The sequence below is a fragment of the Roseibium sp. Sym1 genome, from assembly GCF_027359675.1.
Lineage (GTDB): Bacteria > Pseudomonadota > Alphaproteobacteria > Rhizobiales > Stappiaceae > Roseibium.
The window spans coordinates 2,204,381-2,222,746 of sequence record NZ_CP114786.1 but is presented as its reverse complement, the minus strand read 5'-3'; the positions used below and the strand labels follow the sequence as shown (position 1 = coordinate 2,222,746).

Annotated in this window: 16 protein-coding genes and 1 tRNA gene; 9 read left to right on the top strand and 8 right to left on the bottom strand. The window is 63.8% G+C overall.

The window, feature by feature from the left end:
- The first annotated feature begins 2 nt into the window (after positions 1 to 2).
- The 6 genes from O6760_RS10210 (at position 3) to O6760_RS10185 (ending at position 6,301) form a co-directional block, all read left to right on the top strand.
- The gene (locus tag O6760_RS10210; protein WP_269585270.1) at positions 3 to 425 is read left to right on the top strand and encodes an ASCH domain-containing protein; all 423 of its coding nucleotides are present in this window, start codon (positions 3 to 5) and stop codon (positions 423 to 425) included.
- Complete coding sequence (locus tag O6760_RS10205) at positions 425 to 940, top strand: O-acetyl-ADP-ribose deacetylase (protein WP_269585269.1); 516 nt, start codon at positions 425 to 427, stop codon at positions 938 to 940. The genes O6760_RS10210 and O6760_RS10205 overlap by 1 nt, the downstream gene beginning before the upstream one ends.
- Positions 940 to 2,934, top strand: coding sequence for an acetyl/propionyl/methylcrotonyl-CoA carboxylase subunit alpha (locus O6760_RS10200; protein WP_269585268.1), 1,995 nt, complete (start codon positions 940 to 942; stop codon positions 2,932 to 2,934). The genes O6760_RS10205 and O6760_RS10200 overlap by 1 nt, the downstream gene beginning before the upstream one ends.
- Entirely contained in the window at positions 2,921 to 4,549 is a 1,629-nt protein-coding gene (locus O6760_RS10195; protein ID WP_269585267.1) for an acyl-CoA synthetase, read from the top strand. The genes O6760_RS10200 and O6760_RS10195 overlap by 14 nt, the downstream gene beginning before the upstream one ends.
- 106 nt (positions 4,550 to 4,655) lie before the next feature.
- Positions 4,656 to 5,516 carry a hydroxymethylglutaryl-CoA lyase gene (locus O6760_RS10190; RefSeq protein WP_269585266.1) on the top strand — a complete coding sequence of 287 codons (861 nt, stop codon included), beginning with the start codon at positions 4,656 to 4,658 and terminating at the stop codon, positions 5,514 to 5,516.
- A complete protein-coding gene (locus O6760_RS10185; protein ID WP_269585265.1) occupies positions 5,513 to 6,301 on the top strand; it encodes a crotonase/enoyl-CoA hydratase family protein in 789 nt (262 codons plus the stop codon). Before O6760_RS10190 ends, O6760_RS10185 begins: the two co-directional genes overlap by 4 nt.
- 203 nt (positions 6,302 to 6,504) lie before the next feature.
- Here the strand turns inward: O6760_RS10185 and O6760_RS10180 are convergent, their stop codons facing one another.
- The 3 genes from O6760_RS10180 to O6760_RS10170 all read right to left on the bottom strand — a co-directional run bounded on the left by O6760_RS10180 (position 6,505) and on the right by O6760_RS10170 (position 9,401).
- Positions 6,505 to 7,335 carry a hypothetical protein gene (locus tag O6760_RS10180; protein WP_269585264.1) on the bottom strand — a complete coding sequence of 277 codons (831 nt, stop codon included), beginning with the start codon at positions 7,333 to 7,335 and terminating at the stop codon, positions 6,505 to 6,507.
- 198 nt (positions 7,336 to 7,533) lie between these two features.
- On the bottom strand, positions 7,534 to 8,343 hold the full coding sequence (locus O6760_RS10175) for a response regulator (protein ID WP_269585263.1): 810 nt from the start codon (positions 8,341 to 8,343) through the stop codon (positions 7,534 to 7,536).
- A 266-nt stretch (positions 8,344 to 8,609) separates the two neighbouring features.
- Positions 8,610 to 9,401, bottom strand: coding sequence for a hypothetical protein (locus O6760_RS10170; RefSeq protein ID WP_269585262.1), 792 nt, complete (start codon positions 9,399 to 9,401; stop codon positions 8,610 to 8,612).
- Between the two features lie 342 nt (positions 9,402 to 9,743).
- Between O6760_RS10170 and O6760_RS10165 the strand changes: the two genes are divergently transcribed.
- A complete protein-coding gene (locus O6760_RS10165; protein WP_269585261.1) occupies positions 9,744 to 10,274 on the top strand; it encodes a DUF6790 family protein in 531 nt (176 codons plus the stop codon).
- A gap of 377 nt (positions 10,275 to 10,651) precedes the next feature.
- On the opposite strand, the gene O6760_RS10160 is transcribed toward O6760_RS10165, so the two are convergent.
- From O6760_RS10160 to hemC, 5 genes are all read right to left on the bottom strand, one after another.
- Positions 10,652 to 10,727 (bottom strand) — tRNA-Thr (locus O6760_RS10160).
- Between the two features lie 161 nt (positions 10,728 to 10,888).
- The gene (locus O6760_RS10155) at positions 10,889 to 12,796 is read right to left on the bottom strand and encodes a heme biosynthesis protein HemY (protein WP_269585260.1); all 1,908 of its coding nucleotides are present in this window, start codon (positions 12,794 to 12,796) and stop codon (positions 10,889 to 10,891) included.
- 77 nt (positions 12,797 to 12,873) lie between these two features.
- Positions 12,874 to 14,802 (bottom strand): COG4223 family protein, encoded by a 1,929-nt coding sequence (locus tag O6760_RS10150; RefSeq protein ID WP_269585259.1) that lies wholly within the window; start codon positions 14,800 to 14,802, stop codon positions 12,874 to 12,876.
- A 120-nt stretch (positions 14,803 to 14,922) separates the two neighbouring features.
- Positions 14,923 to 15,639, bottom strand: a complete 717-nt coding sequence (locus tag O6760_RS10145; protein WP_269585258.1) for a uroporphyrinogen-III synthase — start codon at positions 15,637 to 15,639, stop codon at positions 14,923 to 14,925.
- A gap of 7 nt (positions 15,640 to 15,646) precedes the next feature.
- Entirely contained in the window at positions 15,647 to 16,573 is a 927-nt protein-coding gene (gene hemC / locus O6760_RS10140) for a hydroxymethylbilane synthase (RefSeq protein ID WP_269585257.1), read from the bottom strand.
- A gap of 94 nt (positions 16,574 to 16,667) precedes the next feature.
- On the opposite strand from hemC, the gene tsaD reads away from it, so the two are divergent.
- Together tsaD and O6760_RS10130 are read left to right on the top strand one after the other, a co-directional pair.
- Positions 16,668 to 17,774, top strand: a complete 1,107-nt coding sequence (gene tsaD / locus O6760_RS10135) for a tRNA (adenosine(37)-N6)-threonylcarbamoyltransferase complex transferase subunit TsaD (protein ID WP_269585256.1) — start codon at positions 16,668 to 16,670, stop codon at positions 17,772 to 17,774.
- An 86-nt stretch (positions 17,775 to 17,860) separates the two neighbouring features.
- Positions 17,861 to 18,364 (top strand): NUDIX hydrolase, encoded by a 504-nt coding sequence (locus tag O6760_RS10130; RefSeq protein WP_269585255.1) that lies wholly within the window; start codon positions 17,861 to 17,863, stop codon positions 18,362 to 18,364.
- The last annotated feature ends 2 nt before the right edge of the window (positions 18,365 to 18,366 follow it).

The window sequence follows — 18,366 nt, the reverse complement described above, 5'->3', positions numbered from 1 at the left end:
CCATGTCCATCACCGATCTCAAACAGACCTATCCGGATGCCGAAATCTTCAAGTTCGGCGACAGCGAGGAGCTGAGCGATCAGCTGATCGCGCTCGTGCGGTCCGGCAGGAAGACCGCCACCTGCGGCGCCCTGCGCGATTTTGGGGAGGGCGGCGAAACCATGCCCGTGGCAGGTCGCCGGGACATTGCCCTCAGCTGGGACGGATCTCCGGCCCTCGTCATCGAGACGCTGGAGGTCACTGTCACGCGCTATTGCGATGTGACCGAGGATTTTGCCCTTGCCGAGGGCGAAAACGACGACCTCTCGGGCTGGCGCCGGGACCATAAGGCGTTTTTCGAACGCAATGGCGGTTTTGCCCCGGACATGGAGCTCGTCTGCGAGCGCTTCAGGCTCGTGGAAGACCTGCAGGCGGAGGCCAGCTGATGAGCCGGATCGAAACGCTTATTGGCGACATCACAAAGCTCGAGGTTGATGCCATCGTCAACGCTGCCAACTCCTCGCTGCTCGGCGGCGGCGGCGTCGATGGCGCAATCCACCGCGCGGCCGGCCCGGACCTTGTTCATGAGTGCAGGCTGCTGGGCGGCTGTAAAACCGGCCAGGCCAAGATCACCAAGGGCTATCGACTACCGGCCAGGTTCATCATTCACACGGTCGGCCCGGTCTGGCGCGGTGGCAGCGAAGGCGAACCGGAGCTGCTGGCGAGCTGCTACGAGACCAGCCTGCGCCTGGCGGCCGAAAGCGGCTGCCGGACGGTGGCCTTTCCCGCCATCTCGACCGGCATCTACGGCTATCCGGCGGACCAGGCCGCCGGGATCGCCGTTGCAACGCTCCGCCGCGTCCTGATGGACCTGCCGGACATGAAAACCGTTACACTGGTCGCCTTCGACGCGGCGAGCCACACCTATCTGACAACCGCGCTCGGGAGGGCGGACAGCTGATGTTCAAGAAGATCCTCATTGCCAATCGCGGCGAAATCGCCTGCCGGGTCATGACAACCGCCAGAGACCTCGGCATCAAGACCGTTGCCGTCTATTCCGACGCGGATGCAGGCGCCAAGCATGTCGCCATGGCCGACGAGGCCTTTCGCATCGGCCCGGCGCCGGTTGCCGAAAGCTACCTGAAAACGGACCGGATCATCGAGGTCTGCCGGCAGAGCGGCGCCGAAGCGGTTCATCCGGGCTATGGCTTCCTGTCGGAAAACCCGGACTTTGTCGAGGCGCTTGAGAAAGCCGGCATCGCCTTCATCGGCCCGAGCGCCAAATCCATCCGCGCCATGGGGCTGAAAGACGCCGCCAAGGCATTGATGGTCGATGCAGGTGTGCCCGTCGTGCCCGGCTATCACGGCGACAATCAGGATCCGGATTTCCTGAAAGGCGAAGCCGACAAGATCGGCTACCCGGTCCTGATCAAGGCGCGTGCCGGCGGCGGTGGCAAGGGCATGCGAAGGGTCGACGATCCGAAGGACTTCACCGAGGCTTTGAAAGGTGCCCAGCGCGAGGGCGAGGCCAGCTTCGGCGACGGCCGTGTCCTGATCGAGAAATATCTCACCAAGCCGCGCCATATCGAGATCCAGGTCTTCGGCGACAGCCACGGCAATGCCGTCCATCTGTTCGAACGCGACTGCTCGCTGCAGCGCCGCCACCAGAAGGTGATCGAGGAAGCCCCCGCCCCGGGCATGCCCGAAGAGATGCGCAAGGCCATGGGCGAGGCGGCGGTGACGGCCGCCAAGGCCATCGACTATTCCGGCGCCGGCACCATCGAGTTCATCGCCGATGTCTCCGAGGGGCTCAAGGCGGACCGCTTCTACTTCATGGAGATGAACACGCGCCTGCAGGTGGAACATCCGGTCACGGAGATGATCACCGGAGAGGACCTCGTGGAATGGCAGCTGCGTGTCGCGTCCGGTGAGCCGCTGCCGAAGTCCCAGGACGAGCTCTCCTTCACCGGCTGGGCCTTCGAGGCCCGGCTTTATGCGGAAGACGCACCCAAGGGATTTCTGCCGGCCATCGGCACGCTGGAGCATCTGGCCCTGCCCGAGACAAGCGCCCGCGTCGACAGCGGCGTGCGCTCCGGTGACGAGATCACGCCCTTCTACGACCCGATGATCGCCAAGGTAATCGTCCATGGTCCGACCCGCGAGGCAGCGCTCGGCAAACTGCTCGCAAGCCTGGAAGCGACCGAGGTCGCCGGCTGTGTCACCAATGCCGGTTTCCTCGCGGCCCTCTGCCGCCACGACGGCTTTTCGAAGGGCGATGTCGACACCGGCCTGATCGACCGCGATCTGGACAGCCTGATCGAGGAACCGGCCATGCCGGAGGACGCGGTTGCACTCGCGGCCCTGACCGCACTTGGCCTGACACGGCCGGCCGCCGGCAGCGACCCGTTCGACGCACTGGCCGGCTGGCGCATCTGGAGTGCCTCGCGCCAATTTGCCCTGCTCGAAACGGGCGGCGAGCGCCAGGACGTGGAAGTGCATGCCCTCGGCAACCGCTGCTTCCAGGTCCATCTGGCAAAGGGGGCATACGACTACCAGCTGATAGATGTCACGGGCGGCGCGATCACCTATGACCGCTCCGGTCACCGGGCCCGTGCGGTCGTCGCAGAGGGAAAGAAGGGCCTGACGGTGTTTCTTGGCGGCCATGCCTACCCTGTCGGTCTTCCCGACGCGCTCAGCGCGGACGAGGAGGCCTCAGGCGCCGGCGATCAGCTGATTGCACCGATGCCCGGCCTCGTCAAGGTGCTCAGCGCCAAGGCGGGCGATACGGTCACGAAGGACCAGCCGCTGGTGATCCTGGAAGCCATGAAGATGGAGCACACCTTGAAGGCCCCGCGCGACGGCGTTGTCGGCGAGGTGCTGGTCAGCGAAGGTGAACAGGTCACAGACGGCACCATCCTGCTCGCACTGGCGGAGGAAAGCGATGCTGCTGCCTGACGCAACAAGCTACGAGGCCCTCACCGGAAAATTTGCCTGGGACATTCCGGATCGGTTCAACATCGGCGTTGCCGTCTGCGACGCCTGGGCCGAGAGGGAACCGGACCGGGAAGCCCTCGTCTTTGTCGATGAAAACGGCGACGAGGCCCATTACAGCTATGGCGACCTGCAGCGCCTGTCCAACCAGCTCGCGAACCTCTTGAAGAGCCGTGGCGTCCAGCCCGGCGACCGGATCGGCGTTCTCCTGCCCCAGCGCCCGGAAACCGCCTATGCCCATATTGCCGCCCTGAAGCTCGGCGCGGTGACCATCCCGCTGTTCACCCTGTTCGGTGAGGAAGCACTGGAATACCGGCTGAAGGATTCCAGCGCCAAGGCGGTGATTACGGATCTGGACGGAGCCGCCAAGCTGGCACCGCTCCGCGACAGCCTGCACGAACTGACAACCGTGTTCTGCGTCGACGGAGAAGACGGCGCGGCGGAGGATCTCGCCAGCCACATGGCCGGACACCAGGACACGTTCCAGGCCTGTAACACGGCACCGGACGATCCCGCGATCATCATCTACACTTCCGGCACGACCGGCCAGCCCAAGGGCGCGCTCCATGGTCACCGCGTGCTGCTCGGCCACCTGCCCGGCGTTGAAATGAGCCATGACTTCCTCGGTCAGCCCGGCGACCGCATCTGGACACCGGCCGACTGGGCCTGGATCGGCGGCCTGCTCGACGTGCTGCTGCCCGCGCTCTATCTCGGTGTGCCCGTGGTTGCCTGCCGCTTCCGGAAGTTCACGGCGGACGCCGCCTTCCAGCTGCTTCAGGACCAGAAGATCCGCAACACCTTCCTGCCGCCGACCGCTCTCAAGATGATGCGCCAGGTCGCCGAGCCGGAAAAAACCTGGCGGCTGAACCTCAGATCCGTTGCCTCCGGAGGCGAGACGCTCGGCGCCGAACTGATCGACTGGGGCCGGAAGACCTTCGGACTGACGATCAACGAGTTCTACGGCCAGACCGAGTGCAACATGATCGTTTCCAGCTGCGCCAGGCTGATGGAAGCCCGGCCCGGCATCATGGGACGCCCGGTACCCGGCCACACGGTCAGTGTCGTCAGTGACCAGGGCGAGGAGTTGCCGCCCGGGACCCTCGGAAACATTGCCGTGAGGCGCCCCGACCCGGTGATGTTCCTGGGCTACTGGAACAACAGGCAAGCCACGGAAAAGAAATTCGCCGGCGACTGGCTGCTGACCGGCGACACCGGCATGAAGGACAGGGACGGCTGGATCCGCTTCGTCGGCCGGGACGACGATGTCATCACGTCGTCCGGATACCGGATCGGCCCGGGCGAAATCGAGGATTGCCTGATCCGTCACCCGGCGGTCGCCATGGCCGGCGTCGTCGGCAAGCCGGACCCGCAGCGCACGGAAATCGTCAAGGCGTTCATCGTCCTGAAGAACGGCATCGTGCCGTCCGACGATCTGGCAAGGGAAATCGCCGACTTCGTCAAGACGCGCCTTGCCGCCCACGAATACCCGCGCGAGGTCGAATTCGTCGACGCCCTGCCGCTGACGACCACCGGAAAGGTCATCCGGCGCGAGCTGCGTGCCCGGTCGGAGGGGGAGTGATGTTTTTCCTCGCCGTCGGTTATCCCGGACAAGTGCAACGAAGCCGAGCGCTGATCCGGAATGACGCACCATTTCACTTCCCTTTCGAAAACTCAAAGAGCCCGACATGACCGACTTCGTCACCATCTTTGAAATGGGGCCGCGCGACGGTCTGCAGAATGAAAAGCTGTTCGTGCCCACGGCGCAGAAGATCGAGCTGGTCGACCGCCTGTCCGCCTGCGGCTTCCGCAAGATCGAGGTGACCAGCTTTGTCAGTCCGAAATGGGTGCCGCAGATGGCCGACGCCCTGGAGGTGATGGAAGGCATCTACCGCCATCCGGCCGTGGTCTATTCGGTGCTGACGCCCAACGTGAAAGGCTACACCGCCGCACGCCGCGCCTCCGCCGACGAGGTCGCGATTTTCGGCTCCGCTTCGGAAGGCTTTTCGAAGAAAAACATCAACTGCTCGGTCGCCGAGAGCATCGAGCGGTTCAAACCGCTGCTGGACAAGGCCCGCGAGGACGACATGCCGGTGCGCGGCTATGTTTCCTGTGTCACCGACTGTCCCTATGACGGTCCGACCCCGCCGGAAAAGGTCGCCGAAGTGGCGAAAACACTGTTCGACCTTGGCTGCTACGAGGTTTCGCTCGGCGACACGATCGGCGCCGGCACCCCGGAGACCATTGGCCGGATGCTGGACGCGGTCCTGGACGCCGTGCCGGCCGACAAGGTTGCCGGCCACTATCACGACACCAAGGGCCGGGCGCTGGAGAATATCGAGGTCAGCCTTGAAAAGGGCCTCAGAACCTTCGACAGCGCCATCGGCGGCCTGGGCGGCTGCCCCTATGCGCCCGGGGCAAAAGGCAATGTGGCGACGGAAGCCGTTGTTGACCTGATGGCACGAAAAGGCCTTGAAACCGGCCTCCGGCGAGACCTGCTGGCAGAGGTCGCGGAATTCGCCAAAACCCTCCGGAGTGTGGACGCATGAGCTTCGAAACCATTTCCATCGACACGGACACCCGCGGCGTCGCGACACTGACGCTCAACCGGCCGGACAAACACAATTCCCTGTCCGCGCAGATGATCGACGAGCTGACCCGCGCGGCACATCAGCTCGGTTCCAACGACACCGTGCGCGTGGTCGTCCTGACCGGTGCGGGCGCAAGCTTCTGCGCCGGTGGCGATCTTGGCTGGATGCGCGAACAGTTCGAGGCCAGCCGCGAGACCCGCATGGAAGAAGCCCGCAAGCTCGCCATGATGCTGAAGGCCCTGAACGAACTTCCCAGACCGCTGATCGGACGGGTTCAGGGACAGGCCTTCGGTGGCGGCATCGGCATGATGAGCGTCTGTGACACGGTGGTCGCCGTCGACAGCGCCAAGTTCGGCCTTACGGAAGTCCGCCTCGGCCTGATCCCGGCCACCATCAGCCCCTACGTGCTTGCCCGCATGGGCGAGGGCAAGGCCCGCCGGGTGTTCATGTCGGCCCGGATCTTCGGCGCGGAGGAAGCCAGGGACCTGGACCTCGCCGCGAAGGTCGTTGCCGAGGCAGACCTCGACGAAGCGATCGAGACGGAAATCAGACCCTATCTCGGTGCGGCACCGGCGGCTGTCGCCGCGTCCAAGGCGCTCGCCCGCAGCCTCGGCACGCCGATCACAGACGCGGTCATTAACGACACCATCCGCCGCCTCGCGGACACCTGGGAGACCCCGGAAGCGCGCGAGGGCATCTCGGCCTTCTTCGAGAAGCGCAAGCCGGACTGGGTGGCGAAGTAACGGCAACTACGGAATATTTTTAGCCGGTTGCCACAAATACCGTCGTCATCCTGAGGAGGCGCACAGCGCCGTCTCGAAGGATCGGACACGTGTTCTGAAATTCGTACGGATCCTTCGAGACGGACCTGACGGTCCTCATCAGGATGACGTCCAATGTTGTGGCGACGGCTTAATTAAGCACTCCAGCCACCAGACCAAAATTCTCAGCTGCCGGGGCTGCGCCTTGCATGTTCGATCAGCGCGGCAATGCGGGCGACTTCCTTTTGCTCGGACGTGGCGGGCGGCTTTTCGCGCTCCGGGCCACCATACATGCGCTCGCGGCGCTGGCGGATCTTCTTGCGCTGATAGTCACTGATCCCGTCGGGCAGTTCCATGCCGGCCCGGTCGATACTGATAAGGACGCGCTGGAGATCGGGAACAAGTTCGGAGGAAATCGTGAAGGTTGCGCCGTCCTTGCGCTTGAACACCAGCGTGTTGGTGCTTTCGGCGCCGTTCAGCAGGACCGCGGACCGCGGACCACTGGACCCGATGGTCGATTGCCACCAGGCGGCCCAGCCGGACGCCTGCCACAGGCGCACGTCGATCTTCTTCAGCTCCTCGTACATCACCCTGACCTTGAGGCCGAACTGGGTGAACTCGAAGCCGTTGCTGAAGAAACGCACCCACGAGGTATCCTGCCTGACGGCCACGGTGAAGAGGACCAGCGAGACGGAAGCCGGACCCAGGCAGAACAGCGCGAGGAGCGCTGCGGCTCCGCTCCAGTCGGCCATGCCGATCAGGGCCACGGAAAAGAACACCGCGCCGAACACCATGCCGATACCGTCGAGCACGACCACCGGTGGATGGCAGACAGGCCGGACGGCTCCGGAAGGCGCCTTGGGTCTGGGCAAGGCGGCGTAGATCCCGGCGGCGGCAATCAGGCACAGCAGGCTGCTCAGCACCGACATGAAGAAATAGCCGCCGACGATACCCAGAACGCACAGGCTCAGGGGCACGATCCGGCGAAGGAACTCAAGCTTTGCTGTTTTGCCCACACCGCTCTCCATGCATTCAAACAGTGGAACCGATACGAACTGAAGGGGACACTTACCGATTCCCGCATTGAATCAACTGGACCGCTTCAAATCAAGCTGCGGTGTGGACTAACCAACATCAATGTAACCAATGCGGAAACTGCGGTGCCGAAATTTTAGGTCCGATTGGAAACAATCGGCAACCGGACGCGCGCCCGGTCAGGAGGCTTTCGACTCGCGCCCCAGAAAGCTGAACTTGTCGCGCACCTTGCCGAACTTGGGCGCATGCAGCGACAGGAAGTCATGCATGATCGTGTCAATGTCGTCCGACTTGAACGGCTTCTTCAGGAACCCGTCGATGCCGACAAACGCAGCGGACCGTTCCAGATAGGTGGTCTCGTTGGTGGACATCATGTAGATGCCGATCTTGCTCGACAGGTCACGGATCGAACCGGCCAGCTCGATGCCGTCGACACCGGGCATGTGGAAGTCGGTCAGCACCAGCTTGAATTTGCCGGAAGCCAACGCCCGCAGCGCGGATTGCGCGCTGTCAGCCTCGGAAATCTCGAAATTGAACCGGCTATCCTCGAGGATCCTGCGCGTCAGCTTACGCATGGTGGCGCTGTCGTCGACGATCAGGATCGGATAGGTGGCCGTCATCGTCATGAACGTGGCGATGATTTCGGCCACTTCTTCCTGCTGGAACGGTTTCTTGAGAAAATGATAGGCCCCGAGCTGCCGCAGAAGTGCTTCCGACTTGTCGTCCATGCTCGTCGAAATCGCGACCGTCATGCAGTTTGACGACTTGGTCTCCCGCATTGCGGCAACCACTTCCGGACCATTGAGACCCGGCATGTTGATGTCGACGAAGGCGATGTCGATCGGCTTGCGCTTGAGAATGTCCAGCGCCGCCTGACCATCGGCAACGGCGTCGATTTCGATATACCGTTTACTGCGATGGACCTTGATGCCCTCAGTGACAACTTCACGGGCGATGGAGCTGTCGTCAGCGACCAGTACGCGGATCATTTTGTGCAGCAATGTCGTCTACCTCTTCGCACCGCTCGCTCGAGTTCCGAGGCCTGTCTGAATTGACAAGCAATATTGCTGAACAATCGTGTATTTTCTCTTACTCTTACTTGTAATACAAATTGCAACCCTCGATGAGCATCCGGAATACACCTGAACCGAAGAAAAAGTGCCAAATCTCAGAAACACCTGACAGTATCTTCCTCCAGTCAACATGACGCTGACGTCAGGTTATCACTGTTCCGTTAGTTGGCCGGACGTCTTCCCTATTCGGTCAGCAGACCCGGGTCCTGCGGCTGGTCTGTGAGACGGAATTCCGCGTGTGGACCCAATATGGCCTCGAGGCGGCCAGTGCGATGCATGGTCTCGATACGTGGATTGACCGACGTCAGGAACCGGTTGCCGCGTGCGTTGTCGTGACAGATGAAGGTGATGGGAAAGCGCAAATTCCTGAGGTTCAGCGGACTGACACGAAGCGCGTCCGGCTTGTCCAGCTGGTCCATGGCCAGCGCCGTGTCCGGATGATGCCCCAGGAAGGCATCGATCCGGCCCAGCTCGATCATCCGGATCAGTTGTGTCTCGGAATCTATCGGCATGAACCGGTCGGCGTTCTTGCCCAGCACGATGACGGCGCCCGATCCCCTGATGTAGCCGACTCGTTCCGGTTCGAAATCGGCCAGCCGTGCCTCCGGCGACGACTTTCCGGCCGTGTAGAGCCGCAGTGAGACGACATCCACCTGTGAGGACGTCACGAGGCGCGCGGCCGCGTCGCCAAGGTTGAGCGCCCTGATATTCGTCGGAAACAGACAGGAATTCGGGTCTCCAAGGAAACTGGTTTTCGACCTTGTCAGCGGCCCTGCCTGCATGGAGATCCTGAACGGACTGTCGCGCAGCACCTCGGACAGGAAGAGATCATATTGTGCGCCGCTGGTTTGCGTCAGACGGTGCGGCAGCCGGTTCAGGTAGAGCGTGATGTCATCCGCCGCACGGGCCGAAGTAACCGCCGCCGGACCAGCAAGCCAGACGCAGATCAGCAGAAACAGGAAACCATTTTTCACCGAAGTGCCCCCCATGCGTCAGTCTGCCTTCCCCCCGGGCATCTTTCAAGCTGCCTCTACCGCCGGTCCGGCGGACACAACGGGCAGCTGTTTCAGGCATCGGAAACCAAGGGGCGCACATCCGAATTGCGGTTGGTACAGGTACCGTGGTCTCCGGGCGCGACACGTTGCCCGCCCCGAGACATGGCTGACAGGACGTTTTGAACACGGGCCATAGATGCTTTCTTAAGACAAGATCTGTCTAGGTGACAGTCTCGCTTGAAATACGTTGCCGGTTGGCTACGAACCGGAAGAGCCGTCGTCAGTCAAATCAAGCGCGCCGTTGCACAGGAACTGCTCAAAATGATCGCGGATGTCATCAAGCTTGTCCTTTCGAACCCTTCCCTTGTTCTTCTTGTCCTGGGGGGCGTCGTGGCGCTGGGTATTCTGGTGAGCAGAAGCAAGCCGTTGCCGAAAGGGGCGGCCATGGAGACCGTCCTGTCCCAATTCATCCTGTTTTCCATCGGGATCGGCTACCTCTACAATTTTGTCATTCATGTCTTTTTCGCAGACATGGCTGCAAAGTTCATAGGCTGGGCCAACAGTCCCTTTCAGCTCGAGGTCGGCTTTGCCAGTCTCGGGTTCGCAGTGGTCGGTTTCCTGGCATTCAGCGGGTCTCGCGGATTGCGCATTGCTTCCGTTGTCGGGCCATCGGTCTTCCTGCTGGGCGCTGCCGGAGGGCATGTCTATCAGATGGTCGCAGCCCATAATTTCGCGCCGGGAAATGCAGGCGTTGTCTTCTGGACCGATATCTTCATTCCGGTGATCGGGTTCACGCTGCTGTGGCTGACACGTGCGTCAACGCGGCCTTCTCCTGCCGGCCCGGCCCGGTGAGCATGCTACACCTTCCACGCGGTTGGATGAGGACACCTGGCTGCACCCTTCTGGGTGGCCGCCCCCGGCAAGCCCCTGAGGCGAAAGCCGGAGCAGGAAATCCTGTGTCCGTGCCGGAAATCCCTGCCGTCTGACCCGAACGTGATATTTGCCAGAACGCTTGCCGATCGATGACACGATCGAGTCTGCTGTGCCCGGAACGTGCGAGGCAGCATTGTGCAAGCAGTCTTTGATGGCGCTGGAAGGGTAAATCAGACGGTTAAATCAACCGTCTGAGTATAGTGCAGGTGAAAGGACAACCCGTTCGGCACGAGGTTGTAACCCATGTCTCCGGTACAAACTGTTACCTATGTCTCCGGATCGGACATATCAGGAAGTGGTGCCGCTGATAGGACTCGAACCTACGACCCCATCATTACGAATGACGTGCTCTACCAACTGAGCTACAGCGGCGTTTCTGGCGAACCAGGCGGCGCTCACGTGAGCGCGGCGACTCGGACGTGGCCGAGTGCGCCGCTAATTACCGGAGCTTGGCCCCAGATGCAAGAGCCGATTGGCGCTTGCCTGCGCAAGAGTGCAAGTTCCGAAGACCTTCACCGCAACGCGGCCCGCATTCAATTGAAAAAGCGCGGCCGCGGTGTCTTTTTGGACGTGTCCTCGTCCTCGTCATCCGGCCCGGGATCATCCGGCATCCGGGACAGCGGAAACTCGATCGGACGGTCCAGATCGTCTTTCTCACCGGCTTTCTTTTCTGCCTCGGCCCCGGCTGTTTCCGCTGCTTTGGCAGTGCCTTCGCCGGTGCCGGACCCAGGCCCGGCCGCCTTGTCGGCAACGTCGGCCTTTGCCGGTTCCGTTTCGGACGGCTTCTCCACGCTGGCCTCGGCCGTGCCGTTCGCAGGCTTTGCATCGGGCAGGTCCTTCAGCGAGGGACTGTGCTTGACGTCATCCGTCGTGCCTTCATAGCCCTGCTTGCCCACCGATGCCGGCTTGGCGGGTGCGGCACTTTCGGTCGTTTCCGCGGACGCCGGTTTTGCTGCTCCGGCAGATTTTTCAACCGGCTCGGCTTCCAGAACAACCGGATCCGCTTCATCCAGCAGCGTGTCGATCTCCTCGGCATCGCTCCGGAATGCATCGGCTTTGGCACCGGATGCGGCCGCCGGCAGAGCGGGCGCCTCGAACAGGCTGTCTTCGAGCACCAGGCCGTCATCTTCCGACAGGCTGTCCGGCGTGACCCACTGGAACGCGTCCAGCTTTCCGGTCACCGGCGACACCGCCTGCCACTCGGCCGAGATGACGCCGTCGGCCATCCAGACCTTGTCCATCGGCGCCGAGACGGCCCGGGCCAGCCAGTCACGCATGCGGCCCCGGTCGCCATGTTCGGCCTCTTCCAGTTCCGCCATCAGCAGGAACGCCTTGCGGCTCGGCTCAGCCTGGAGAACCTTCTTAAGCTGCTTGCGCGCTTCGTCGAATTCGCGCGCTTCCATGGCAGCCCGGGCGATCGCCAGGGCGCCTTCCGGCGTGTTGGCGCGCTGTGCCGACAGCGACTTGACGCGCTTCAGCCTGTCGACGGCGGCATCGCCGGTGCGCACATGGGCGTAGGTATCCGCCAGGTCCGGATGCGGCGACAGCCGCCAGGTGGCTTCCAGCACCTTGGACGCCTTGCGGATGTCCCCGCGCCGCGTTGCCAGGCGTGATGTCAGCACGGCGGCGGGCACAAGGTCGAGCGCAAGACCGTGGGCTTCCTTGGCAAGCGAATAGGCGCGCTCCGGTTCGCCGTCTTCCAGCTTCTGCGCCAGCGCCGTCAGGATGACCGCGCGCTGACGGCGGTAGGTCTTCTTGTCGAGCATCTTGGCTGCGTAGTTGCGCTCCAGCGTCTTCAGCGCCTCGTCCCAGTGATGGGCGACGGCCTGGTAGCCGAGCACGGCCTTGCCGGCCCATTCCAGGCCCGGAGACGTCTTGGCGGCCTCTTCGGCATAATGACGCGCGGCAACCGGTTCGCGGTGCCGTTCCGCCTCGACGAACAGGCCGTGCAGCCCGAGCGCCTTGGTGGCCGGATCCTCCAGCATGGCTTCGAAGCGTTGACGGGCCTCGTCGTCCTTGCCCGCGAGCTGCGCTGTCTGCGCCAGAAGGAGCTGGGCGGCAGGCTCGTCGGCCAGGAGGCGGTCGGCGTCCACGGCATACCGGCGCGCCAACTTTGCGTTACCGGTCCCGAGCGCGATCAGTCCGTGCGACAGGGCCTGGTACCCCTTGTCCTTGCGCCGCCTGCGGAAAAACCGGCTGGCGATCTGCGGCGACTTCAGCACCACCCGGATCGCCCAGACCACACCGAGGAAGACCGCAAGAATCACGGCAACCACGAGAGCAACGACCGTCGGCGACTGCTCCCAGATGTTCGTGCCGACCTGTTCGCCGTTCTCGTAGACCGGCCAGGCAATCTGGATCGTCCCCGGCAGATCCGCCATCCAGGCAAACCCTGCGGCGACGGCAAACAACAGCGCGAAATAGAACAGAACGCGGATCATTCAGTTCGCTCCCTGCGACGGCCGGACTGTTCCGGCACAAATTTCCATGGCTCGGCGGACCCCGGTCCGGCGGGCGTTCAACTGTCTTTCGCAGCCAGTGCGTTCAGCACTTCCTGCGAGGCCTTGTCGGTCAGGTTGTCCACCTCGACGCGGGCCTCGGCTCGCGCGGCCCAGTCGCTAGCGGCGGCCTGTCCGGCCTCCGGCAAGGCCTTGTAGGCTTCCAGCGCGGCGGCAAGATTGCCGGATTTCACGGCGTTTTCCATCCGTTGCAGCGCCGCGTTGGGCCCATCCCCCTCGCCACTGCCCGATTGCCGGACGGTGATCAGGGACTGGGCGCTCGACAGGAGACTGTCCAGCACGTCGCCCGAATGGTCCGGTTCGGAAAAGGTCTGGTAGACCTTGCGCGCCACCGGCGGAAACTGGGCGATCAGGACGGAGACAGGCTCGACCCCGGTCTTGGCATGGGCCTCGAGGGCGGCAAGATCGATGTCAGACGGCAGACCGGCCTTCACGGCCGCGAGCTCGGTCCCGTAGGGACGGCCCGAATCCACCGCCGACTTCAGCGCGGAGACGGACAGCGCCCGGGCGGCAACTTCCCGCGCCGTGGCGTCGCCCATGGTCGCTTCGACCGCCGCAACCCGTTTGGACAGGCTTTCGAGCTCCGCGCGAATAGTCTCCAGTGCGGCCGTGTTGGCCTCGCCGACGGACTTGATGTCGGCCGACAGGCTGGACAGGGTTTCGGTGGCCCGGGCCTGGCTGTCGGCCAGTGTTTTCAGGGAGACATCCGATGTCGACACGGCGGTTTGCGCTGCCTTGGCCGTCGCTTCGGTGTTCGACAGCCGGGTCTCGACATCCGCGAGAGTCGACTTCAGGTCGGTGAGCTGGGTCTCGAGCTCGGAGACGGAACCGGACAGCTTGTCGGCTTCCGAAGAGGTCGAGCTGCTGCTGGTCTCCAGTTCGGCAAGGCGCTTTTCCAGCGGCGCCAGATCGGCCTGGTTGTCGGATTGCGTGGTGTTTTCCAGGGCGGCCAGACGATCTTCCAGAGGCTTCAGGTTGACCGGAGCGCCATCACCACCGCTGACCGGTGCGGACGTCATCTCGCTGCGCAGGCTTTCAAAATCCTTCTTCAGCGCGTCGACCGCCGGGCCAAGATCCGCCGATGCCGACGAGGCCGCCTCATTCAGCTTGCCTTCCAGCGCGGTGACCTTGCGCTCCAGCGCGGAAACGGCGCTGCCGGTGTTCTGGCTGGAGACGGTCGACGTGACATCGCCGAGCTTGCCTTCAAGGTCGGAAATCTTGCGTTCGGCTGCCCTGAGCGCGCTGGTCAGCTGCTGGTTCGGCTCCGGGTTCAGTTTGACGATTCCGGCCTGGTAAAGACCGAACCCGCCGCCCAGAACCAGGATACCGCCGATCACCGCAGCGATCAGCACGCCGAACGCGCCGACACCACCGCGCTCCTCGGCCGCGGGCGGATTGGAAAACGTCGTCGATCCGGCTGGCCTGGAACTGCTCGTCGTGCTGCTGGTCGTGGTTGACGGACGGCTCGAGGACGTTCCGGCGGCGCTGCCGGAGGATGAGGTGCTGCCCGCCTTGCTCGCGGCCGATGTCGTGCTTGCCGGCTTCGTGTCCGCAGGCTTGCCACCGCCCGTCGCGGACGCGCCCGCCGACGTCGTGCCGGACCCCGACGTCGTGCCTGAACCGGACGTCGTGCCCGTGGATCCGGCCGGGCGGGTTGAACTGTAGCTGGAAGAGGTCGTTCCGGAGGTGCCGGAGGACGAGGTGCCGCCGGTCGTCGCCGGCTTGGAGGAACCGGTGGACGCGCTGCCTGAAGCCGTGGTGCCGCCCGGCTTGTTGGCGGCCTTCTCGGCGGTCAGGTCAATAGTGACCGGCCGTTTGCCCGAACCGGACGTCGAAGAGGCCGCGCTGCTGCCAGGCTTGTCGGAGGCGCCTGATCCGCTGCCGCCCGATGAGGATGTCCCGCCAGAAGATTTCTTGTCCGTCGCCATCTCATCTCCTCCTGAACCCTGCCGGTCCCAAGACCTTCACTATACACACCTCTTTGCGAAGCGGTACCGCCGCGGCAAAGACTTTTGCGCGCTGCAAAAGAACGACTCCCCCGGATCCGGTTAACACTGTGTTAATGCCAATTCCAGCAAGGCGTTTTCATTCGGCGCGGAAGCCACTTTTACCCGCATTGCTTCAGATAGGGGCTCACCGGCCTGTTTCGAAAGGGCATAGACGGGCATGCGTGAAAATTTGTCGCCCGGGACACCGGCGCGCAGCAGGGAGCGCAAGGCTTCGGCCGTCCTCTTCGAATAGATCAGGACCCCGTCATAGGCTTCGCCTGACAGCGCCTCGATCAGCTCTTGCGGCACCGTCTCCACAGGAACCATCCGGTAAACGGCAACGGTCCGGCAGGACATTTTGCCGCCGGCCAGAACCTCATCCAGCTCCCCGGCCCTGTCCTCCGCCGCCGGATAGAGCACGCTGCCCGGCTCCAGGCCGTCCCGTCTGGCGAGAATCAGCTCCGCGAGAGCGGCAAGATCACCATCCGCGGACACGACTTCCGCGAAACCGGCTTTCCGCGCGGCCTCCGCCGTTGCGCGCCCGACCGTGAAAACCGGCAGTTTCTGCAAGTCCGCAAGCTGGCCGTGGCCGGCAAGAACGGCGACCGCCCGCCGGCTGGAAATGGCCAGGGCCGACACGTTCGACAGGTCGAACCGGTCCGGCGGATACTCCGTGCAGGTCAGCAGCGGCACCTCTTCGGCGGCATGTCCCAGGGCACGCAACCGCTCCGCAGTGCGCCTGCACTCCGGTTGCGGCCGTGTCACCAGGAAGCGCATGCCCGCCTCAGGCCTCTGCCAGAAAGCCCGGCCCCATCCTGGCCTTCAGGTCCTCGCCAACCGACTGCCCGATCCGGACCGCATCCGCAAGCGGACCGCCGCCGGCGGCCTCATGGGCCTCGGACCCGTCCGGCTTCAGCACGATTCCCCTGAACTGCAGGGTGTCGCCCTCGATGGTCGCAAGCCCGCCGATGGGCGTGCGGCACGAACCGTCGAGCACGGCCAGGAAGGCCCTTTCCGCATCGAGGCGGATTTGCGTGGTCTCGTCGTGGATCGCGGCCAGTTTCTCCAGGGTTGCCGTGTCGCCTTCACGGCTTTCGATGCAGATCGCCCCCTGGCCGACGGCAGGGAGAAAGTCTTGTGTTTCCAGAAGGCTGGTGATTTCCCCGCCAAGCCCGAGCCGGCGCAGGCCCGCTGCGGCCAGCAGCGTCGCGTCGACTTCCCCCTCGGCCAGCTTGCGCATCCTTGTCTGCAGGTTGCCGCGGTACATGACCACCTCGATGTCCGGACGGAGCCGCTTGATCATCGCCTGGCGGCGCAGGGAACCGGAGCCGACGACGGCGCCCTGGGGCAGGTCGGTCAGCGTGCCGGCCTTTGGCGACAGGAAAGCATCGCGCACATCCTCGCGCGGCAGGAACGCCGTCAGCGCCAGACCATCCGGAAGCACGGTCGGCATGTCCTTGGAGGAATGAACCGCGATGTCGATCCGGCCATCGAGCAGGGCCTCCTCGATTTCCTTGGTGAAGAGCCCCTTGCCGCCGACTTCCGACAGGGGCCGGTCCTGGATCCTGTCGCCGGAGGTCTTGATGACAACGATCTCGAACGCGTCTTCGGGAAGAGAATGGGCCGCCATCAGCCGGTCGCGGGTTTCATGAGCCTGCGCCAGCGCCAGCTGGCTGCCTCTCGTGCCGATGCGCAAAGGATTTGATTGCAAGGTTTACCGTCCAGATGCTACGCCCGGCGGGAAAAGCCGGGCATATGTTTCTTGATTGATACGTGTCCTAACACAGGCCACCGCACCAACACCAATGACCTCAGTCAAATCAAAAGACAATGCGACCGATCTGACGGTTCTGGGCATAGAAACCAGTTGCGACGAAACCGCGGCGGCGGTCGTGCGCGGTCCGGATGACAAGAGGATCCTTTCCAGCACGATCCGCTCGCAGATCGACGAGCACACCGAATTCGGCGGCGTCGTACCGGAAATTGCCGCCCGCGCCCATATCGAGATCCTCGATCGGATCGTCGCCGAGGCGATGCATGAGGCCGGCTGTTCGTGGGACGATATCGACGCGGTGGCCGCCACGGCCGGCCCGGGCCTGATCGGCGGCGTCATTGTCGGTTTCATGACCGCCAAGGCGATCGCCATGGCAGCAAACAAGCCGCTGGTCGGCGTCAACCACCTGGAAGGCCATGCCCTGACCGCGCGGCTGACCGACGACCTGGCGTTCCCGTTCCTGCTTCTGCTGGTGTCGGGCGGGCACAGCCAGTTCCTGCTGGTCCGCGGCGTCGGCGACTATGAACGGCTCGGCACCACCATCGACGATGCCATCGGCGAGGCTTTCGACAAGACCGCCAAGCTGCTCGGGCTGCCCTATCCGGGCGGTCCGCATGTGGAGAAGATGGCCGCGAAGGGCGATGTCAGCCGTTTCCGGCTGCCGCGGCCGCTGCTCGACCGGCCGGGACTGGACATGTCCTTTGCCGGTCTCAAGACCGCGCTCAGAACCCAGGCCAAGAAACTGGAACCGGTCGACGACCAGACGGTTGCCGACCTTTGCGCCGCCTTTCAACGCTCGGTTTCCGATGTGCTGGCCGCGCGCACCAAATCGGCACTGGCGCTGTTCAGGGAGCGCCATCCGGACGCAGATCCAGCAATCGTTGTCGCCGGGGGCGTGGCCGCGAACCAGGAGATCCGCCGGAGCCTTCTGGCGGCTGCCGACGCGGCCGGAGCGCGCTTTGTCGCACCGCCGCTGAGCCTGTGCACGGACAATGCCGCCATGATCGCCTGGGCCGGTATCGAACGGCTGCGGCTCGGGCCCGTCGACGACATGGCCCTGTCGCCCCGTCCGCGCTGGCCGCTCGATGCGGCGAATGCCGGCGTTCTCGGCGCGGGCAAGAAAGGCGCCAAGGTCTGAAACGCCACAAAGAAAACGCGCCCGCCCTTACGCCGAACCGCGGAGCCTGATAGGAAACGGTGCATTGCGAAAAGGACCTTCCGGGAATGCGTCTCTATCACAAGGCCTATGTCTATCTGACCTGCGGCACCGACCTTCTGGTCTTTGACGAGCCGGACACGCCCTGGCTCGGCCTGCAGGTGCCCGGTGGGACCGTGGATCCCGGCGAGAGTTTCCTGCACGGCGCGATGCGCGAATTCGCCGAGGAAACCGGCCTGGAGCTTGACGCCGCCTTCGATCAGTTTTCCAGCCAGGATCTGCCGTTTGAAACCCTGCCGCCGGTTGGCCAGTTCCGCGCGCCGCCCGACCGGCCGCTTAAGGGCCGCCATGTCAGGCGCAATTATCATGTCCGCCTTTCCGCCCGGCCGAAAGACACCTGGGAACATTACGAAATGCACCCGAGCAGCGGCGGCGCCCCGATCCGGTTCCGGTTCTTCTGGATCGGTCTTTTCGAGGCCAAGGCCCAGGACGAGGAGACTTTTTTCGCCGCCTTCGGCGCACCGCTCAATGCCTTGCGCGAACGCGTGTCGGCGTCAAAGAACGTTGCATAGCT